Annotated in this window: 18 protein-coding genes; 6 read left to right on the forward strand and 12 right to left on the reverse strand. The window is 60.4% G+C overall.

What is annotated here, in order from left to right; genetic code table 11:
- Positions 1-26: 26 nt before the first annotated feature.
- The 4 genes from chiD to sppA all read right to left on the reverse strand — a co-directional run bounded on the left by chiD (position 27) and on the right by sppA (position 5,119).
- On the reverse strand, positions 27-1,277 hold the full coding sequence (gene chiD, locus SOM40_RS09090; RefSeq protein ID WP_320457022.1) for a chitinase ChiD: 1,251 nt from the start codon (positions 1,275-1,277) through the stop codon (positions 27-29).
- A 258-nt stretch (positions 1,278-1,535) separates the two neighbouring features.
- Complete coding sequence (pncA, locus tag SOM40_RS09095; protein ID WP_106993591.1) at positions 1,536-2,177, reverse strand: bifunctional nicotinamidase/pyrazinamidase; 642 nt, start codon at positions 2,175-2,177, stop codon at positions 1,536-1,538.
- A gap of 9 nt (positions 2,178-2,186) precedes the next feature.
- Entirely contained in the window at positions 2,187-3,203 is a 1,017-nt protein-coding gene (ansA, locus tag SOM40_RS09100) for an asparaginase (protein WP_166182206.1), read from the reverse strand.
- Positions 3,204-3,262: 59 nt separating this feature from the next.
- Positions 3,263-5,119 carry a signal peptide peptidase SppA gene (gene sppA / locus SOM40_RS09105; RefSeq protein WP_262673271.1) on the reverse strand — a complete coding sequence of 619 codons (1,857 nt, stop codon included), beginning with the start codon at positions 5,117-5,119 and terminating at the stop codon, positions 3,263-3,265.
- A 164-nt stretch (positions 5,120-5,283) separates the two neighbouring features.
- Between sppA and SOM40_RS09110 the strand changes: the two genes are divergently transcribed.
- From SOM40_RS09110 to SOM40_RS09120, 3 genes are all read left to right on the forward strand, one after another.
- On the forward strand, positions 5,284-5,835 hold the full coding sequence (locus tag SOM40_RS09110) for an NAD(P)H nitroreductase (protein WP_320457021.1): 552 nt from the start codon (positions 5,284-5,286) through the stop codon (positions 5,833-5,835).
- 118 nt (positions 5,836-5,953) lie between these two features.
- Positions 5,954-6,997, forward strand: coding sequence for a selenide, water dikinase SelD (selD, locus tag SOM40_RS09115; protein ID WP_106993595.1), 1,044 nt, complete (start codon positions 5,954-5,956; stop codon positions 6,995-6,997).
- Between the two features lie 4 nt (positions 6,998-7,001).
- Positions 7,002-8,906 (forward strand): DNA topoisomerase III, encoded by a 1,905-nt coding sequence (locus tag SOM40_RS09120; RefSeq protein WP_106993596.1) that lies wholly within the window; start codon positions 7,002-7,004, stop codon positions 8,904-8,906.
- A gap of 124 nt (positions 8,907-9,030) precedes the next feature.
- Here the strand turns inward: SOM40_RS09120 and gdhA are convergent, their stop codons facing one another.
- Complete coding sequence (gdhA, locus tag SOM40_RS09125) at positions 9,031-10,374, reverse strand: NADP-specific glutamate dehydrogenase (RefSeq protein ID WP_106993597.1); 1,344 nt, start codon at positions 10,372-10,374, stop codon at positions 9,031-9,033.
- A gap of 236 nt (positions 10,375-10,610) precedes the next feature.
- On the opposite strand from gdhA, the gene SOM40_RS09130 reads away from it, so the two are divergent.
- Positions 10,611-10,889 carry a YnjH family protein gene (locus SOM40_RS09130; RefSeq protein ID WP_106993598.1) on the forward strand — a complete coding sequence of 93 codons (279 nt, stop codon included), beginning with the start codon at positions 10,611-10,613 and terminating at the stop codon, positions 10,887-10,889.
- Here the strand turns inward: SOM40_RS09130 and SOM40_RS09135 are convergent.
- Positions 10,849-11,265 (reverse strand): pyrimidine (deoxy)nucleoside triphosphate diphosphatase, encoded by a 417-nt coding sequence (locus SOM40_RS09135; protein WP_312078370.1) that lies wholly within the window; start codon positions 11,263-11,265, stop codon positions 10,849-10,851. The two genes, SOM40_RS09130 and SOM40_RS09135, sit on opposite strands and share 41 nt — an antisense overlap.
- A gap of 69 nt (positions 11,266-11,334) precedes the next feature.
- On the opposite strand from SOM40_RS09135, the gene SOM40_RS09140 reads away from it, so the two are divergent.
- Positions 11,335-11,907: a carboxymuconolactone decarboxylase family protein gene (locus SOM40_RS09140; RefSeq protein ID WP_409418463.1), complete on the forward strand. Its 573-nt coding sequence runs from the start codon at positions 11,335-11,337 to the stop codon at positions 11,905-11,907.
- Positions 11,900-12,532 carry a CDP-alcohol phosphatidyltransferase family protein gene (locus SOM40_RS09145; RefSeq protein ID WP_312078372.1) on the forward strand — a complete coding sequence of 211 codons (633 nt, stop codon included), beginning with the start codon at positions 11,900-11,902 and terminating at the stop codon, positions 12,530-12,532. The genes SOM40_RS09140 and SOM40_RS09145 overlap by 8 nt, the downstream gene beginning before the upstream one ends.
- Here the strand turns inward: SOM40_RS09145 and SOM40_RS09150 are convergent.
- From SOM40_RS09150 to xthA, 6 genes are all read right to left on the reverse strand, one after another.
- Positions 12,524-13,831: a sulfurtransferase gene (locus tag SOM40_RS09150; RefSeq protein ID WP_320457020.1), complete on the reverse strand. Its 1,308-nt coding sequence runs from the start codon at positions 13,829-13,831 to the stop codon at positions 12,524-12,526. The genes SOM40_RS09145 and SOM40_RS09150 overlap by 9 nt on opposite strands.
- Positions 13,832-13,918: 87 nt before the next feature.
- Positions 13,919-14,551 carry an ATP-binding cassette domain-containing protein gene (locus SOM40_RS09155; RefSeq protein WP_320457019.1) on the reverse strand — a complete coding sequence of 211 codons (633 nt, stop codon included), beginning with the start codon at positions 14,549-14,551 and terminating at the stop codon, positions 13,919-13,921.
- Positions 14,551-16,086, reverse strand: coding sequence for an ABC transporter permease family protein (locus SOM40_RS09160; protein WP_320457018.1), 1,536 nt, complete (start codon positions 16,084-16,086; stop codon positions 14,551-14,553). The genes SOM40_RS09155 and SOM40_RS09160 overlap by 1 nt, the downstream gene beginning before the upstream one ends.
- Positions 16,059-17,222 (reverse strand): ABC transporter substrate-binding protein, encoded by a 1,164-nt coding sequence (locus SOM40_RS09165; RefSeq protein ID WP_414672271.1) that lies wholly within the window; start codon positions 17,220-17,222, stop codon positions 16,059-16,061. The genes SOM40_RS09160 and SOM40_RS09165 overlap by 28 nt, the downstream gene beginning before the upstream one ends.
- Before the next feature lie 20 nt (positions 17,223-17,242).
- A complete protein-coding gene (locus SOM40_RS09170) occupies positions 17,243-17,929 on the reverse strand; it encodes a TVP38/TMEM64 family protein (RefSeq protein WP_320457017.1) in 687 nt (228 codons plus the stop codon).
- Positions 17,930-18,739 (reverse strand): exodeoxyribonuclease III, encoded by an 810-nt coding sequence (gene xthA, locus SOM40_RS09175; RefSeq protein ID WP_320457016.1) that lies wholly within the window; start codon positions 18,737-18,739, stop codon positions 17,930-17,932.
- Between the last annotated feature and the right edge of the window lie 25 nt (positions 18,740-18,764).

An 18,764-nucleotide genomic window follows, 5' to 3' on the forward strand; every position in this document is an offset into this window, starting at 1 on the left:
CCTCTCCCCGGGAGAGGGCTTATGTTTTACTTAATCCCCAGCGACTCCGCCAGCTGCTTCGCCAGCTGGTTGTTGTCATCCGCGCTGTACTCCCAGAACATCGCCCCGGCCAGGCCTTTCTCTTTGATGTACTCCGCTTTGATCGCCACCGACCGCGGGTTCTCATAAGAGAGGGCAAACAGCGCCTTACCCTCATCCCCCTTCACCGACAGCCACGGCACTTTGGCCTGATCGTCCCACTGCTCGGTAAAGCGTTTCTGCGGATCGTTTAAAAACGTCTTCACGATATCGTTGTACTTCACGTAGGTGTCTTTGGTCAGGTCATAGCCCAGCGTTTTGAACAGGTCGATCTGTTGCGCGCTGAAATAAGGCTGGGTTGCCGGGTTTTTCTGTGCATCCGGCTTGCTCCAGTCGATGCCAGGCTCCACGGCGCGTTTCGGCACGCGGCCATAGAAGCCGATGCCGAGGTTCATCTGCTGTGGCTTCAGCCCGGCGGCCAGATAGTTATTCACCACGAAGTCCACGCTATATTTATCCGCCGCGGCCACGGTCGGCCAGGCGCTGGAGTCATACAGGTTGGCGTTGAAGTACTGAGTGCCGTACGCCATGTCGTAGGTCATCAGGTTGATGTAATCGAGTAACGGTGCAATCGCCTTCACGTCGATCCAACTTTTCGGACTTTCTGCATTGGCACCGACGGCGATGGTTACCAGTTTTTTATTGCCAAACGCGGTACGCAGCTCTTTCAGCAGGGCGGTAAAGTTGTCCCGATCCGCTGGAGTGCTGGCGACCAGTCCCCATGCGCCGTTAACCGGGAATTCCCAGTCGAGGTCGATCCCGTCCAGACCGTATTTTTCCACGATCGCCTGCGCGGAGCGGATGAATACCGCCCGGGTCTCCGGGCTGGATGCCGCCCCCGAGAAACCACGCGCGCCCCAGCCACCCACGGAGAGCAGGACCTTAAGATTGGGGTTTTGTTTGCGCAGGACGGGGAGCAAGGCCAGGTCGGCGGCCACTTTCGGCGAAAGCCAGATCTGGTGCAGTTTGCCCGGCTCTTTTAGCGCCGGGTTAGTTTCGTCTTTTTCGTCGTTATAGATCAGACCGAAGGAGTAGTTCAGGTGGGTGATCTGGCGAACATCGAGTTTATTGATATCCCCGCCCGGTCCGGCGGTGACGTCGCCACCCCCGTTAAAATAGCCCACCGACATCAGGGAGCTGGCGGAAGCAATGGACGCGCAAAGCAGGGGTAAGGCTGCCAACAAGGGCAAAAGTTTCATAGCAATTCCTCTTCAATTTTGACGGTAAAAAACAAGCACGCCACGTAAGGGCGTGGCGAAAAAAGTGCCAAAAAAGAATAGCATTGCCGTCTCGCTGAGAGTGCGAGGCAGTTCACTTTATGGGACTAATGGAGGATATTGCGGCCTGATGCCCTCACCCCGACCCTCTCCCACGGGGAGAGGGCGCAAACATAAAAAACGGTAACCCAGGTTACCGTTTTGCATTTACCTTGAAGCGCCACCCGGCACAAAGGCGCACTACGCCTGCGTCTCCTGCCAGTCCGCCAGCGTGTACAGCGTGGCACCTTCTGCCGCCATATCCATAAACGCCTGAGCGCTGTCCTGGTGCTGAATGTTGACCCCGCGGCAGCCGTCGGTGATGACGTTCACCTGGTAGCCCAGCTGCAACGCATCCAGTACGGTAAATTTGACGCAGTAATCGGTCGCCAGGCCCATCACAATCAGCTCAACGATTTCATGATGGCGCAGCCACTGATCCAGCCCGGTTTTCTGTCGGTGACCGTTATCAAAGAAGGCGCTGTAGCTGTCGATGTTCGGGTTTTCCCCTTTCTGGAAGATCGCGTCGATGGCCTTGCTGTTCAGCAGGGGATGCAGCTCTGCGCCTTCAGTCTGCTGCACACAGTGATCGGGCCAGAAAGTTTGCGGCAGGCCATCCAGCTCACCCTGGGTGAAGGGCTCGACGTTATGCTGGCTGGCAAAGCTGCCGTGATCTGCCGGATGCCAGTCCTGGCTGGCCACTACCGCTTCACCACGGGCTTTACACCACTCAATCAGCGCGTTGGCGATGTCCACCGTGCTGTCGCCTTCGGCCACCGCCAGCGCGCCGCCGGCGCAGAAGTCATTCTGTAAATCGACCAGTAACAGGGCTCGTTGTTTCATGCGGACTCCTTATTCGTCTGGCGTCAGTTCGCCACGCAGGTTTTGCATCATTGCGGTGCGAATCGACTGCACATCCAGATCCTGACTCAGTAAGTAGTGAAGTTTAGTCAGGGTGGCTTCTACCGTCATATCGAATCCGCTGATTACCCCCGCTTGTGCCAGAGCATTACCGGTGGCATAGCCGCCCATATTCACTTTGCCGGACATGCACTGGGTGAGGTTGACCACTACAATCCCACGGCTGCTGGCTTCCTGAAGCTCTTTCAGGAACTCACCGTTTTGCGGGGCGTTGCCCACGCCGTAGGAGCGCAGGATCAGCGCTTTTACGGGCTGGCGCAGGAAGTTTCGTACCACATCGGCGGAGATCCCTGGATAGATAGTCACCACTCCAATTGGCTGCGGGGTAATCGGATGCACCACCAGCTCGCCCGTCGTATGAGGAGCAGGCGGTGTACCGAGGCGGCGGATATGGATCCCGGCTTCCAGCAGCGGCGAGAGGTTCGGGGAGGCAAAGGCATCAAAGCCGTCCGCATGCGCTTTGGTGGTACGGTTGCCGCGATACAGGCGGTTGTTGAAGAACAGGCTCACTTCGCTAATCGGGAAGTTGGCCGCCACGTACAGCGAGTTGAGCAGGTTGATCTGCCCGTCAGAACGCAGCTCCGCCAGCGGGATCTGCGAGCCGGTAACGATCACCGGTTTGCTGAGGTTTTCCAGCATGAAGGAGAGCGCCGAAGCGGTAAACGCCATGGTGTCCGTGCCATGCAGGATCACGAAGCCATCATACTGATCGTAGTGCGCCTTGATGTCGTCGGCGATATGTTGCCAGTCTTCCGGGGTCATGTCGGACGAATCCATCAGCGGGTCATACTCGTGGATGGTAAAGTCCGGCATCTCCGGGCGATGGAACTCAGGCATCAACGCCAGCTGGCGCTGCAGATGACCCGAAACCGGGATATAGCCATTTTCCGAGCGCTGCATACCGATGGTACCGCCGGTATAGGCCACATAGATTGATTTCTTTTGCATGATGTAATGTTCTTGGGCTTCAAAGAAAAATCCCCTCTTCGCAGAAGAGGGGATGGGGATTAACGCACGTTAGCGCAGGTGAGGCAGAACGCGTAGCGGTTTTGCGGATCGTTAAAGGCGGCCAGTTTGTCGCCCTCCGCTTTGACTGCCTTCGCCGCCGAGGCGACCGGTGCCGGCAGATACGCCTGCAGCGCGTCCGGCAGCATGGCTTTCACCGAGCCGGAGAAGCTGTCCATCACCAGATCAACGAAGGTCGGCTCATCCTGATAGAAGTCGATATGCCACTGCTTCAGCTTCGCCAGTTCGGCGGCCTTCGCCACGGCGTCATCGAAATCGCCCAGATTATCCACCAGCCCGTTGGTCTTCGCATCCTGGCCGGTCCAGACATGGCCCTGGGCAATCTGGTCGATCTGCGCCGGGGTCTGCTTACGGGAGTCGGCCACCAGGGTGATAAAGCGCTTATAGCCGTTCTCAATGCTGAGCTGCATCATCTGCGACACTTCCGGCGGTAAGGCTTTGGTGATGGCGATATCCGCCAGCGGCGAGGTCGCCACACCGTCAGTATGCACGCCCAGATAGTCGAGGCTGTTCTCCACGGTGTTAATCACGCCGAAGATGCCGATGGAACCGGTCAGGGTGCTTGGGTTCGCCACGATGTAGTTCGCCGGGGTCGAGATCCAGTACCCACCGGATGCCGCCATTCCGCCCATGGAGACCACCACCGGTTTACCGGCGGCGCGGGCCGCTGACAGTTCAGCGCGGATCACTTCCGAGGCGCTGACGCTACCGCCCGGGCTGTTCACCCGCAGGACGATGGCTTTCACTTTCGGGTCGAGACGCGCGTCGCGGATCTGTGAGGCGGTGGTATCGCCACCCACGTTGCCCGGCGTCTCTTCGCCATCCATGATCGCTCCGTTAGCGAAGACCACGGCAATGCTGTCGCCGGTATCAGCCGGTTTTTTCGCCTGATAATCATAGAAGCTGATCGCGCTGTAATTCTTCTCCTCTTTACTCCAGCCGAACTGCTTGGTCAGGGACTTTTCAATCTCGGCGCTGGAGCCCAGGGCATCCACCAGCTTGCTGTTCAGGGCATACTTCGCCGTGTCGCCATCGACGTTACGCAGCCCGTCCAGCACCGCCTGCGCACCCGGGAAGACCTGCTCCGGGGTGATCTGACGGTTGGCGGCCACGGTGCCAAGATAGTTTTTCCACAGCTCACCGATCCAGCGGCTGTCCGCTTCCCGGGCGGCAGGGGACATGTCGTCGCGGATAAACGGCTCAACGGCGGATTTATAGGTCCCGACGCGGAACACGTGGGTCGTGACTTTCAGCTTATCGAGCAGGGATTTGTAATAGAGGCCATTGGTGGCGAAACCGTGCAGATCGACGGTGCCCTGCGGTGAGAGCCACACTTTATTGGCAAAGCTCGCCAGATAGTACTGCCCCTGGCTGTAGTTATCGCCCACCGCAATCACCGGTTTACCGCTGTCGCGGAACTCACGCAGTGCTTTACCGATGTACTGCATCGAAGGCTGATCCGCCCCGGCGAAGTTCTTCAGATCCAGCACAATGCCGGTGATATTGCGATCGTCTTTTGCCTGACGAATAGCATCAACGATATCGAACAGCGAGTTTTCCTGTAGACGATCGCTGCTGGCGCCAAACAGCTGGCGGCCCAGCACGCCCAGACGGTTGCTGGTAGAGGGTTTATCCACCACCACACCGGCGATGTCGAGCAGCAGCGCGCCGCGCCCGGCATTCTGGGCCTGGCTGGTGGAGCTGATGTGCATCCAGACACCCACGCACACCATCAGAATAAGGATGAAGAAGATGTTCATCACCAGATTGCGGACGAAATTCAGCAGTCGCCACGTCCATTTAAAAAAGCCGGCAAACAGTCGCCAGAGGGTTCGCATGTATTCTCCCTGTCCAGATAATTACCTTCCCGTCGCCACTGGACGGTGTTGTCGGGCTATCGTAATGACCCGACCGCCACTTGTCAGCAGGAATCGCCTGCCACGCTGTAACAAAATCTGCCGTCGTGTTAATTTTGAGTAAATTTCAAGACAGGAGTAACCCCATGGATGCACTCGAACTGCTCGTTAACCGTCGTAGCGCGTCACGCCTGGCGGAGCCCGCCCCGGCAGGCGAACAGCTGGACAACATTCTCCGCGCCGGGATGCGCGCCCCGGATCATGGCACCTTGCAGCCGTGGCACTTCTTTATCATAGAAGGTGAAGGACGCGATCGCTTCAGCGCCCTGCTGGAGAAGGGGGCCGTGGCCGCCGGGCAGGATGAGAAGGCGATTGAAAAAGCCCGTATCGCCCCGTTCCGTGCGCCGATGATTATCGCCGTGGTCGCCAAATGCCAGCCGCAGCACAAGGTGCCGGTGTGGGAGCAGGAGATGTCGGCTGGCTGTGCGGTGATGGCCATGCAGATGGCGGCCGTCGCCCAGGGGTATAATGGGATCTGGCGCAGCGGCGCGTTAACCGATAGCCCGGTGGTCCGCGAAGGACTGAACTGCGGCGCAGACGACAAAATCGTCGGTTTCCTCTATCTGGGCACCCCGCAGCTGAAGGCGTCGACCACCGTCTCCGTGCCCGACACCACGCCGTTTGTCACTCGTTTCTAATCCCCCAGCGCAAAAACTGTCTGGATCCTGAACAACTGCAGCAGAATTCAGACAGTCATACTTATCACGTAATGGAATGAGCGCTAACATAGTGCAATTGTAATGAAAGGAGATTGTCATGAGCGAGCAAGCCATTCGTTTAACGCAATACAGCCATGGAGCCGGTTGCGGTTGTAAAATTTCCCCCAAAGTGCTGGAAACCATTCTGCATAGCGAGCAGGCGAAGTTTGTCGACCCGAACCTGCTTGTGGGTAACGAAACCCGCGACGATGCCGCCGTCTACGATTTAGGTAACGGGACCAGCATTATCAGCACCACCGATTTCTTTATGCCGATCGTCGACAATCCGTACGACTTCGGGCGCATTGCCGCTACCAACGCCATCAGCGATATTTTTGCCATGGGCGGCAAGCCGATCATGGCGATTGCGATCCTCGGCTGGCCGATCAATACCCTGGCCCCGGAGATCGCCCGCGAGGTGATCGAGGGCGGACGCTTTGCCTGTCAGCAGGCGGGGATTGCGCTGGCGGGCGGTCACTCCATCGATGCGCCGGAGCCCATCTTTGGCCTGGCGGTCACCGGTGTGGTGCCAACCGAACGCGTCAAACGCAACAGCACCGCTGAAGCGGGCTGCAAGCTGTTCCTCACCAAGCCGCTGGGCATTGGCGTGCTCACGACCGCCGAGAAAAAATCCCTGCTGCTGCCGGAACACAAAGGGCTGGCGACAGAGGTGATGTGTCAGATGAACCTCGCCGGGGCCGCCTTCGCCAACATCGACGGCGTGAAGGCGATGACCGACGTCACCGGCTTTGGCCTGCTGGGTCACCTGAGCGAAGTGTGCCAGGGGGCGGGCGTGCAGGCTCAGGTCTGGTACCAGGACGTGCCGAAGCTGCCAGGCGTTGAAGCCTATATTGCCCAGGGCGCTGTCCCGGGCGGCACCCAGCGTAACTTTGCCAGCTACGGTCATCTGATGGGCGACATGCCTGCCGAGTGGCGCGATCTGCTGTGCGATCCCCAGACCTCCGGCGGCCTGTTGCTGGCGGTGACCCCGGAGGCGGAAGCCGACGTCCAGGCGACCGCCGCTGAGTTCGGGATCACCCTGACCGCTATTGGCGAGCTGGTGCGGGCCCGTGGCGGTCGTCCGATGATTGAGATCCGTTAACTCAATGCGGTTATTTATTGCCGAAAAACCGAGCCTGGCGCGCGCTATCGCCGATGTGCTGCCTAAACCGCACCGCAAAGGCGATGGCTATATCGAGTGCGGGAACGGGCAGGTGGTCACATGGTGTATCGGTCACCTGCTGGAGCAGGCCCAGCCGGACGCCTACGACAGCCGCTACGCGCGCTGGAATCTCAACGATCTCCCCATCGTGCCGGAAAAGTGGCAGCTACAGCCGCGCCCGTCGGTGACCAAGCAGCTCAACGTCATTAAGCGTCTGCTGAAAGACGCCGCGGAAGTGATCCACGCTGGTGACCCGGACCGCGAAGGCCAGTTGCTGGTGGATGAGGTGCTGGATTACCTGAGCCTTGCGCCAGAAAAGCGCAAGCTGGTGCAGCGTTGTCTGATCAACGATCTCAACCCACAGGCGGTAGAGCGCGCCATCTCGCGTCTGCGATCCAACAGCGAGTTTGTCCCGCTGTGCGTTTCCGCACTGGCCCGCGCTCGCGCAGACTGGCTGTACGGCATCAACATGACCCGCGCCTACACCATTCTCGGGCGTAACGCGGGTTATCAGGGAGTGCTCTCGGTGGGCCGCGTGCAGACTCCGGTGCTGGGGCTGGTGGTGCGCCGCGATGAAGAGATCGAGAACTTTGTCGCCAAAGACTTCTTCGAAGTGAAAGCCCATATCGTCACCCCGAAAGAGGAGCGCTTTACCGCCATCTGGCAGCCGAGCGAGGCCTGCGAGCCGTATCAGGATGAAGAGGGGCGTTTGTTGCATCGTTCCCTGGCCGACCACGTGGTTACCCGTATTCAGGGCCAGCCCGCCGTCGTCACCAGCTATAACGATAAACGAGAATCAGAACCTGCACCGCTGCCATTTTCCCTGTCGGCGTTGCAGATCGAGGCGGCAAAACGCTACGGCCTGAGCGCGCAAAACGTGCTTGATATCTGTCAGAAGCTGTATGAGACGCACAAGCTGATCACCTATCCGCGTTCCGACAGCCGCTATCTGCCGGAAGAGCATTTCGCCGGACGCCATGCGGTGCTGAACGCCATTGCCGCCCACGCGCCCGATTTAATGCCGCAGCCGGTGGTCAATCCGGACACCCGCAACCGCTGCTGGGACGATAAAAAGGTGGATGCCCACCACGCCATTATCCCGACGGCGCGTAGCAGCAAAGTCAATCTGACCGAGAACGAAGCGAAGGTCTATAACCTTGTCGCCCGCCAGTATCTGATGCAGTTCTGCCCGGATGCCCTGTTCCGCAAGTGCGTCATTGAGCTGGAGATCGCCAAAGGGAAGTTTATCGCCAAAGCGCGTTTCCTCGCCGAAGCGGGCTGGCGCACGCTGCTGGGCAATAAAGAGCGGGACGAAGAGAACGACGGTACGCCGCTGCCAGTGGTGAAAAAAGATGACGAGTTGCTGTGCGAGAAGGGCGAAGTAGTGGAGCGGCAGACCCAGCCGCCGCGCCACTTCACCGATGCCACCATTCTCTCTGCCATGACCGGTATCGCCCGGTTCGTGCAGGATAAAGATCTGAAGAAGATCCTGCGCGCCACTGACGGACTGGGAACGGAAGCGACCCGCGCCGGGATCATCGAGCTGCTGTTTAAACGCGGTTTTCTGCATAAGAAAGGGCGCTACATTCACGCAACGGACGCCGGGAAGGCGTTGATCCACTCCCTGCCGGAGATGGCCGCACGACCGGACATGACCGCGCACTGGGAGTCGGTCCTGACCCAGATCAGCGAAAAGCAGTGTCGTTATCAGGATTTTATGCAGCCGCTGGTGGGCACGTTATTCGATCTGATTAACCAGGCGCGGAACACCTCGGTCAGGGATTTTCGCGGCATGGTTGCGCCGGGTGGCGACAAGAAGAAAAAGTTTAAGAAGAAGAGTGCGGCATAAAAAATGCCGGGTGGCGCCTGCGAGGTAAAAGCAAAAAGGCAACTTGCGTTGCCTTTTTTAATGTTTTCTCCCTCTCCCCGTGGGAGAGGGCCGGGGTGAGGGCATCAGCCCGCACCACACAGAATCAGATCACACCCTGACCCAGCATCGCATCCGCTACCTTCACAAACCCGGCAATGTTCGCCCCGCGGACATAGTTGGTCTGCTTCTCTTCCCCGCCGTACTCGACGCAGGCGTGGTGAATATCCAGCATGATGTGATGCAGACGCGCATCCACTTTCTCAGCTTTCCAGCCCATACGCGCGGCGTTCTGCGCCATCTCCAGGCCTGAAGTTGCCACACCGCCGGCGTTCGCCGCTTTACCCGGTGCGAACAGCACGCCAGCCTGCAGGAACAGGTCGGTCGCTTCGATGGTGGTTGGCATGTTGGCCCCTTCCGCAACCGCTTTCACGCCGTTGGCGATCAGCTGGTGCGCGGCATCCACGTCCAGTTCGTTCTGGGTGGCGCACGGCAGGGCGATATCGACCGGGACAGCCCACGGCTGTTTGCCTTCCAGGTAGGTCAGACCGAACTCGCGGGCGTAATCGGCCACGCGACCGTCGCGGCTGGCTTTGATTTCGCACAGGCGCGCCAGTTTTTCGGTAGTGAAACCGGCTTCATCCACCACGGTGCCGCTGGAGTCGGAGGCAGTGATCACCCGGGCACCCAGTTCCATTGCTTTCTCGATAGCGTACTGGGCCACGTTGCCGGAGCCGGACACCGCGACGCGCATACCGTCAAAGCTCATCCCGTGACGCTTCAGCATCGCTTCCGTGAAGTAGACCAGACCGTAACCGGTGGCTTCCGGGCGGATCAGACTCCCGCCGAAGGAGAGACCTTTTCCGGTGAAGACGCAGGCGCTGTTATTGGAGAGTTTTTTCATCATCCCGGCCATAAAGCCCACTTCGCGACCGCCCACGCCGATATCCCCGGCCGGTACGTCGGTATCCGCGCCCAGGTGGCGATAGAGTTCGGTCATCAGCGCCTGGCAGAAGCGCATCACTTCGCCTTCGCTCTTCCCTTTCGGATCAAAATCGCTGCCGCCTTTGCCGCCGCCCATTGGCAGGGTGGTCAGGGCGTTTTTAAAGGTTTGCTCAAAGCCGAGGAACTTCAGGATCGACAGGTTAACCGACGGGTGGAAGCGCATCCCGCCTTTGAACGGGCCAATCGCCGAGCTGAATTGAACACGCCAGGCGCGGTTGACCTGCACCTGATTGCGGTCATCCACCCACACCACGCGGAACTGGATCACGCGCTCGGGCTCAACCAGGCGTTCAAGCAGGGACATCTGACGATAGCGGGGGTTTTGTTCCAGGAATGGCCACAGCGTGGTCATCACTTCACGTACGGCCTGAGCAAATTCGCTCTGATGCGGGTCACGCTGTTGAACACGATTCAGAAAGGATTCAAGAGAGCACGCCTGGTCCATAACTATAAGTTCCTCTAATATATTGGGATTATTTTATTTGTAACAAAAAGATGCATGTTGTTGTGTTTTTCGACTATACCACCCGATGCACTTTGTGACGCAAGCTAAATTTCGCCCTCAAGTTAAATTCATTAAACGCCCCGGGTCATAACAAAAAACGATGATCGGTGGGATTAAAGTTTGTCGGCAGGTTTACCGTTATAGTGAATATCAGGACACAACAGGAAGAGGCGTCGATGAAGCGTATTGTGATGGCTGTTTTGCTTGGAATTTTCGCGGCCGGCAGTCAGGCCGACCAGCGATTTAGTACCGGGGGTGTGGATGTGAATATCCCGCCGGAGATCTTCAGCTCCAGCGGTCAGCGCCCGCCGCCGTGCAACCAGTGCTGCATCTATCAGGATCAGAACTATTCAGAAGGATCGGTGGTAAAAGCCGAAGGCGTGTTGTTGCAGTGTCAGCGCGATCCGCAGGCGATCAGCACCAATCCGCTGGTCTGGCGTCGCGTAAGAGAATAAAGGCTTCCAGCAGGGGAATATCCGCCGGGGCGAGATCGTAGCGTAGCGCCTCGTGCGGCGTGCACCACACCAGCTGGGTGTGGTAGTGCGTTGCGGGCGTGCCGGTAAACGCCGGGACGTGCCAGGCGTGCAGGTTGATCAGCCGTCGGGACACTTCCCGCTGCTGACTGGCGATATACCCTCCGGGCCGGGCCTCAATGCCCAGCTCCTCGCGCAGCTCACGCACCAGGGCGTCAGGCTGCGTTTCCCCGGCCTCCACTTTGCCGCCGGCAAACTCCCACATCCCCGGCTGGTCGGCGTGCGCCGGGCGCTGCGCCAGTAAAATTTTGCCATCCCGTTCGAGAATAGCGCAGACAACATCGAGTGTTTTTAGCATGATCGTCAATAATGGTTGAGAGAGAAAGCGTTAGGATCGGCGTACTTATCAGCGACCAGGGAGCCTCCTGTGAAAGAGTTACCACCCGTCTGGGTAAAACCCATCGAATCCATTCCCGTCAGTTTAACGCCAATCGCCAGGATGCAGAAAAAACATTATGGCGCGGTGCTCAATCCGCTGCGCTGGTGGGGAAGAATGCCCCGGCTCTTCTGGCTGGTGGCGCTGTTTGTCGGCTTTCTGGAGCGTAAAAAATCGCCTCTCGACCCGGGGCTGCGTTCGCTGCTGATGACCCGCGTCTCGCAGGTGTGCCACTGCGCGTTCTGCATCGATGCCAATGCGCTGCGCCTGGCGGAACGCAGTGGCGGGCTGGAGAAGGTGCAGGCCGTCGCGACATGGCGTGACAGCGCGCTGTTCAGCGACGAAGAGCGCGCTGCGCTGGCCTATGCCGAGGCGGTGACTGCCACCCCCCCGGTGGTTGACGATGCCATTAAAGCAGCGTTGCGCCGCCACTACAGTGAGGAGGCGATCACCGAGATGACCGCGCTACTCGCTTTCCAGAACCTGTCGGCGCGCTTTAATGCCGCGCTTGAGATCCCTTCCCAGGGGCTATGCGCCATGCCCGGAGAGAAACCCGATGCTTGACCGTCATCTGCACCCACGTCTGAAACCGCTGCTTAACAGGCTGGTGATGAAGCTGGATAAACCGGGGATCACCCCGGACGGCATTACGCTGATCGGCTTTGCCATTGGGGCGCTGGCCCTGCCGTTTCTGGCCCTGGGCTGGTATCTGGCGGCGCTGGTGGTGATTGTGCTGAACCGGCTGCTGGACGGGCTGGATGGGGCGCTGGCGCGGCGGCGCGGGCTGAGCGATGCCGGGGGCTTTCTCGATATCGCCCTCGATTTTCTGTTTTATGCCCTAGTGCCCTTTGGTTTTGCGCTGGCCAATCCGGCGGTGAATGCGCTGCCCGCCGCCTGGCTGCTGTTCGCCTTTATCGGCACCGGCAGCAGCTTTCTGGCGTTTGCCGTGCTGGCGGCGAAGCACGACATCGACAATCCGGGTTATGCCCATAAATCGTTTTATTACATCGGAGGGCTAACGGAAGGCACCGAAACGATTCTGCTGTTTGTGCTCTGTTGTCTGTTCCCGGCGCACTTTGCGTGGCTGGCGTGGGTGTTTGGCGCGTTGTGCTGGCTGACCACCGCAACGCGCATCTGGAGTGGTTATCTGACGCTGAAAGAGGTTCAGCGTCCGCCAGGATCAGAGTGAACTCTCTGGCCCGCGTTCACCGGTCGCAACCGGGTTCTGCGGGTTGCTGCTCCATTCGTACCAGCCCCCGTCGTAAACGCCGACCTTTTTCCAGCCCATCGCCCGGGCATACATAAAGGTCTCTGATGCCCGCCAGCCGGTGCCGCAGTAAAACGCTACCTGCTGATCCGGCAGAATGTTCCACTGCTTCCACATGGCGGCGATATCGTCTGCGGTACGCATGGTGCCATCCGGGTTATGGAAATCTTCCATGTGGGTCGAATCGCTTCCGGCATGGCCCCAGCGGGCGCCTGCGATCTCACCTTTTGGCTTGATATAGCTGTAGCCGCTGGTCACGCCGGTAAACTCCGGCCAGGAGCGGATGCTCACCAGCGAGGCATCTGTACGATGCAGCAGGCCCCGGGCCTGGTCAGTATTCAGCATCAGCTGCGGCTGACCGGGGATCGGCGCGCCAAAATCGGCGGCTGGAATGACCTTATCTGGCGTCCCGCGCTCGACCGGCAGTTTTGCCGCGTCCCAGGCTTTCCAGCCCCCGTCCAGCAGGCGAACATCTTTCACCCCGGCATACAGCATAATTTGCGCCACGCGCGCGGCGGCGTACACGTCGCGGCCGTAGAGGATCACCGTGGTGTCATGGCGGATGCCATGTTTCGCCAGCATCGCCTTCAGATCGGCATCAGAGACCTTATTCCACAGCGGCTCGCTTTCCACTTCGTTGGTGTCGATATAGCCCGCGCCGGGAATATGGCTCAGCAGATAAAATTTCGGTGCGCCCCACGCGGCTTCAATCACTTTCCACTCCCCGGCAGGGGCGGCGGTCACCGGCTTACCCTGCTGAAGCTGGTGGAGCCACTGCGGGTAGACCAGCTGTTCGAAGTGGGCGAGGCGCTGGAGGCGATCCGGGGTTTTCAGGGCATCGCTTAACAGCGTGACCTGGCTGAAGCCCGTCTGAGCCAGCCGTGCCTTAACGGCCTGGTTATCGCTGTCGCTACCGTATAAGGCCACCGGCGTGGTCGGCGTCAGCTGATGCTGCGACGCCCAGGCTTTCAACTGGGACGCGTTCATCGCCCCGAGCCAGCTGGCGGAGAGATTAAGGGCGGCAGGTTCGTGGCCGGAAGGGCCGTTCAGGGTCTGCGGCCAGCCGTTGTAAAAGGCGCTGGCGCGGGTATCAATAATCGAACCTTGTTGCTGCTGAAGCTCTGTCAGCGTCAGGGAATGTGCCATGTTAGCAGCGAAGGTGGAGAAAGAGGCGAGACCTAAAGCGGTGGTCAGCGCGGCCAATTGAGAAACACGTTTCATCGAAATGCCCGATCGTAAAAAATTGAGCCGACATTGTGGCAACCTGCCCGGCAAAAAACGTTGCGTTTGCGCAGGATGTCACGGGATTCATTGCCAGCCTGCCATCGGCAGCACCTGCCCATTCGGAGGAATATCGTCCTCATCGTGGGTCACCTGCACCACCGGGATCTGCCGGGCGCGCACTTCGGCGAACACCCAGCGGCGAAACTGATCGCGCAGATTTTTATCCAGACGGCTGAAGGGCTCATCAAGCAGCAGCGCCTGGGGCTGGGCCAGCATGGCGCGAAGCAGGCTCACCCGGGCGCGCTGCCCGCCGGAGAGGGTGGCGGGATCGCGAGGAAAGAAACCGCTCAGATCGGCGGCGTCCAGGGCGGCGATCACCTGCTGTTTACGCTGGTCGCCTTTAATGGCGGCCGGGAGCGCCAGGAGCAGATTCTGCCCGACGCTGAAGTGATCGAAGAGCAACGCATCCTGAAACAGCAGGCCCACACCTCGCTGCTCGGTGGGGAGGAGGTCGCAGCGCCGGGCGTTGATCCACAGCTCCCCCGCGGCGCGAAAATCGCCAGGCAAGGCACCCACCATCCAGGCAAACAGCGACGATTTACCGCTGCCGGAGGGGCCCATCAGGGTGAGAATGTCGCCGGGCGGCACGGTGAAGCTGACATTGTGCAGCAGCGTCGTCTGGCGCAGCGTGAGCGAAACATCCTTGACCATCAGCATTAACGTAACCCCTGTCGAAAGCGGCCAACCAGCCGGGAAAGCAAGATGCAGGCGGCGAAAACCAGCATCGGCAGCAGCAACTGCCACAGCGCCTGGGCCGCCAGCACGGCGCTACTGCCGCCGCTGCTGAGCGCCACGGCGTCGGTAGTCAGGGTGGCGAACCGACCGCTGCCCAGCCACAGGGTAGGCAGATACTGCGCCATACTGACGGAAAACCCGACCGCAAAGGCGGTGAGCGCCGGGCGGATCATCTGCGGACATTTGATCAGCCAGAATATTTTAAGCGATCCCCAGCCGAGGGTGCGGGCAATCAGGATCTGGCGCGGATCGAGTCGACGCCAGGCCGGCAGCATCACCAGCAGCATCCACGGCAGCACCCACAGCAGATGCCCCCACAGGATGGCAATCCACTGCCCATCGAGCTGCAGCAGCAGCGCCAGCTGATACTGCCCGGCCACCAGCGGCAGGGCAGGGAGCGCCAGCGGCAGCCAGACCCAGAAGGCTCCGCGCTGCGGGCCCCACTCCAGCCAGAGCAGGATCATTCCCAGCGCAAGCGCCGCCGAGGCGAGCCCCAGCGCCAGGCTCACACCCGCCGTCTCCCGGGAGACGCTGGCGTTGCCTGCCACTAGCACCAGAACCGCCACGCTGACGATGCCCGCCAGCGGCAACAGCAGGGCGCAGGCGCGTCCCAGCCGCAGCGGGCGCGGCGTCGGGCGCTCCCCGGAGACGTCCGGGATAGTGCGCCGCCAGCGTCGCCAGCCGAGAAACAGCGCGACGGCGATCAGCTCCAGGATGACCAGCAGGATCACACAGACCAGCATCCCTTTGGCCTGCTGCTGCGCATCGCCCTGCGAGAGCCACTGCCAGGCCAGCACCGCCAGAGTGGGAGGATTACCCGGCCCGAGGATCAGGGCCACATCCACCACCGACAGCGTCCAGGCAATCGTCGCCAGCATCACCGCCCCCAGCGCGGGAGCAATGGCGGGGAGGATCAGCCAGCGCAGCGCCTGCCAGCGGCCATAGCCCAGCGATCGCAGCACGGTCACTTTTTGCGCCAGATCTTTTTCCGGCAGCGAGGCGTAAATCGCCCAGAGAACAAACGCGCTCTCCTTAACGGCGAGGGTCAGGCCCAGACCGATCCCGTAGCGATCCAGCGCCGGGGAGCAGATCGAACAGAGGCGGTAGAGCTCGCCGCCTTCGGCAAAAATCAGCAGCACACTGACGGCAAAGGCCACGTGCGGGATCGCCAGCAGCCAGGGCAGATGGTTGCACAGTCGCCGCCAGCGGCTACCGGGCCACAGCGCGGCCACCACCGCCAGGGCCAGCAGCAGCGCCCCGGCGGCGGCAATCAGGGTAGAGACCAGGGTGGCGATCAGCGCCTGGGGTATTTGAGGATCGGCCGCCAGCGCCCGCCAGTTCTCCAGTGAGAAGACCGGCGGTAACAGCAGGACGACGGCGGGCAGCAGCGGCAGATACACCACCGCCATCAGCAGCCAGGCCAGGCAGCTTAATGGGTGCCGTAGCGACGCAGCCATTCCTGCTCCAGCGCGTTAACCCAGGCGGCGTGAGGTTCCCCGAGCGTCGCCGGGAGTTCTGCCGGAATAAACTGACGCAGTGCGGCGGCCTCAGCGGCAGGCAAAGTCTGTGGATCCAGCACGCTCGGATCGCCCCAGTGGGCCGGATCGGCCTTGCGGATCTGCGCCTGCGGCGAGAGTAAAAAGTTAGCGACGACTTTCGCACCCGCGCTGGCAGAGCTGTTGGCCGGGATCGCCACAAAGTGCACGTTGCCAATCATCCCCTGCTGAAAACCAAAGCTGTAGCTGTCAGCGGGCAGCTCGTTGCTGTTCACCTTTTGTCGGGCGTGGGCCGGGTTAAAGGTGATCGACAGGCCTAAATTGCCGCTGGCCAGCAGGGCATCCATCCGCGCCGGTGACGGCGGGAAATCTTTGCCCTCGCGCCACAGGTGGGGATGCAGTTTATCCAGATACGCCCACAGCGGGGCGGTGACTGCGGCAAAGGTGGCGCTGTCCGGCGGCTGTTTGAGGGCCTCCGGCTGGGTGGTTTGCGTCAGCAGGAGCTGTTCCAGGAATGCGGTGCCGGTAAAGTCGGGCGGGCGCGGGTAGGTGACGGTGCCGGGGTGTTGAGCGGCCCAGGCCAGCAGCGCCTGCGGATCTGCCAGCGGTTCAGGCAGGGTCTTGCGGCTGGCGATAAAGGTGAGCTGTGCGCTGCCCCATGGCGACTCTGCCCCCTCGGTCGGGATGGCAAAATCTTCCGTCACCGGTTTAGTGGTGTCGACATAGCGCCAGTTGGGCAGGGTTTGCGCCCATCCGGTCTGCAACAGCCCTGCGGTTTTCAGGGTGCGGAAGTTCTCGCCGTTGACCCACAGCAGGTCGACCGAACCGTTGGTGTTGCGCCCGGCGCTGGCCTCGGTCTGGATGCGTTTCACCGCATCGGCGGCATCCGCCAGTCGGACAATCTTCAGGGTAATGGCGTAGTGGCTTTTCATCTCGCCGCTCACCCAGTCCAGGTAACGGTTCACCGCCTCATCGCCGCCCCAGGCGTTAAACCAGACGGTCTGGCCCCGGGCCTCCTCTTTCACTTTCTGCCAGCTGTCATCAGCCAGCGCGTGCCCTGCGATCAGCAGGCCAGTCAGAAACATGCACAAACGCACACGGCGCATAATTCCCCCTGTTATGAAGACGTTCGGGAAAAGCGGGCGAACAGCCAGCGGGTGACGAGCGGCAGCAGGCCCAGCAGGGTAAAGGCGAAAACCACGCCCGGCGAGAGGATATCACGCAGCGAGGCGATCTGCCCTAACTGGTGGCCAGCGTTGAGATAGACCACCGCCCCGGGCAGCATCCCGAGCTGGCTGACCCACCAGTAGCGCCGCACCCTGATGCTGGTTAAACCGGCCAGCAGGTTGACCACAAAGAAAGGAAACAGCGGCATCAGGCGCAGGGCAAACAGATAATACGCCCCGTCGCGGGCGACCCCGTCATTGACGGTGCGCATCGGCCCGGCAAAGCGGCGCTGGACCCAGTCGCGCAGCAGATAGCGGCTGACCAGCATCGCCAGCGTCGCACCGAGCGTGGCGGCGAACGACACCAGCACAATCCCCGGCCACAGACCAAACAGGGCCCCGCCGAGCAGGGTCAGCAGCGCAGCGCCCGGCAGCGACAGGGTGGTGACCAGCACGTAGAGAGTGAAAAAGAGAGCGGCGCTTTGCAGTGGCGCCTGCTGGCAGTAATGCAGCAGTGCCTGATGCCGGGACTGAAGATTTTCCAGCGTCAAAACGCCGGGGGGCAGTTGGGTATAAATAACGACAAATGCGCCCACAAGGGCGCACAGAAGCAGGATTTTGCGACGATTCGCAGCCACTTATTTTACGTCGAAGGTCGCCCAGACCGGGGCGTGGTCGGACGGTTTTTCCATGCTGCGGATCTCGTAGTCGATCCCGGTTTCGATGCAACGCTCTGCCAGCACTGGGCTTGCCAGCAGCAGGTCGATGCGCAGGCCGCGGTTATCATCGAAGCCTTTGGAGCGATAATCAAACCACGAGAAGCGATCCTGAGTTTCCGGATTGACGCTGCGGAAAGTATCCACCAGACCCCAGTCCATCAGGCGTGCCATCCACTCGCGCTCTTCCGGCAGGAAGGAGCACTTCCCGGTGCGCAGCCAGCGTTTGCGGCTCTCCTCGCCGATGCCGATATCCAGATCGGTATGGCTGATGTTCATGTCGCCCATGATCAGCACCGGGTTCTCTTTTTTCAGCTCGGTTTCGAGGTACGACTGCAGATCCTGATAGAACTTCTCTTTGGCCGGGAACTTCAGCGGGTGGTCGCGGCTCTCGCCCTGCGGGAAGTAACCGTTGATCACGGTGATGTTGCCCAGCGGCGAAGGAATTTCCGCCATGATGATACGGCGCTGGGACTCTTCATTATCGCCCGGGAAGCCGCGACGCACCGAGACTGGCGTCTCTTTGGTCAGCAGGGCCACACCGTAATGGCCTTTCTGGCCGTGATAAAAGACGTTGTAACCCAGCTTTGCCACCTCTTCGAGAGGGAACATATCGTCGTGGACTTTTGTCTCCTGCAGGCCAATGACGTCAGGCTGATGTTGGTCGACGATAGCTTGCAGTTGATGATGACGGGCGCGCAGGCCGTTGATATTAAAAGAGACAAATTTCATAGTCGCTGCCAGTGCAAGGTGAATA

The organism is Leclercia sp. CFBP8987, from assembly GCF_034044995.2.
GTDB classification, from domain to species: Bacteria; Pseudomonadota; Gammaproteobacteria; order Enterobacterales; family Enterobacteriaceae; genus Enterobacter; species Enterobacter tamurae.

Excerpts from the sequence above, each read along its gene's own strand:
- chiD (WP_320457022.1), bottom strand. The coding sequence starts at position 1,277 with ATGAAACTTTTGCCCTTGTTGGCAGCCTTACCCCTGCTTTGCGCGTCC.
- pncA (WP_106993591.1), bottom strand. The coding sequence starts at position 2,177 with ATGAAACAACGAGCCCTGTTACTGGTCGATTTACAGAATGACTTCTGC.
- ansA (WP_166182206.1), bottom strand. The coding sequence starts at position 3,203 with ATGCAAAAGAAATCAATCTATGTGGCCTATACCGGCGGTACCATCGGT.
- sppA (WP_262673271.1), bottom strand. The coding sequence starts at position 5,119 with ATGCGAACCCTCTGGCGACTGTTTGCCGGCTTTTTTAAATGGACGTGG.
- SOM40_RS09110 (WP_320457021.1), top strand. The coding sequence starts at position 5,284 with ATGGATGCACTCGAACTGCTCGTTAACCGTCGTAGCGCGTCACGCCTG.
- selD (WP_106993595.1), top strand. The coding sequence starts at position 5,954 with ATGAGCGAGCAAGCCATTCGTTTAACGCAATACAGCCATGGAGCCGGT.
- SOM40_RS09120 (WP_106993596.1), top strand. The coding sequence starts at position 7,002 with ATGCGGTTATTTATTGCCGAAAAACCGAGCCTGGCGCGCGCTATCGCC.
- gdhA (WP_106993597.1), bottom strand. The coding sequence starts at position 10,374 with ATGGACCAGGCGTGCTCTCTTGAATCCTTTCTGAATCGTGTTCAACAG.
- SOM40_RS09130 (WP_106993598.1), top strand. The coding sequence starts at position 10,611 with ATGAAGCGTATTGTGATGGCTGTTTTGCTTGGAATTTTCGCGGCCGGC.
- SOM40_RS09135 (WP_312078370.1), bottom strand. The coding sequence starts at position 11,265 with ATGCTAAAAACACTCGATGTTGTCTGCGCTATTCTCGAACGGGATGGC.
- SOM40_RS09145 (WP_312078372.1), top strand. The coding sequence starts at position 11,900 with ATGCTTGACCGTCATCTGCACCCACGTCTGAAACCGCTGCTTAACAGG.
- SOM40_RS09150 (WP_320457020.1), bottom strand. The coding sequence starts at position 13,831 with ATGAAACGTGTTTCTCAATTGGCCGCGCTGACCACCGCTTTAGGTCTC.
- SOM40_RS09155 (WP_320457019.1), bottom strand. The coding sequence starts at position 14,551 with ATGCTGATGGTCAAGGATGTTTCGCTCACGCTGCGCCAGACGACGCTG.
- SOM40_RS09160 (WP_320457018.1), bottom strand. The coding sequence starts at position 16,086 with ATGGCTGCGTCGCTACGGCACCCATTAAGCTGCCTGGCCTGGCTGCTG.
- xthA (WP_320457016.1), bottom strand. The coding sequence starts at position 18,739 with ATGAAATTTGTCTCTTTTAATATCAACGGCCTGCGCGCCCGTCATCAT.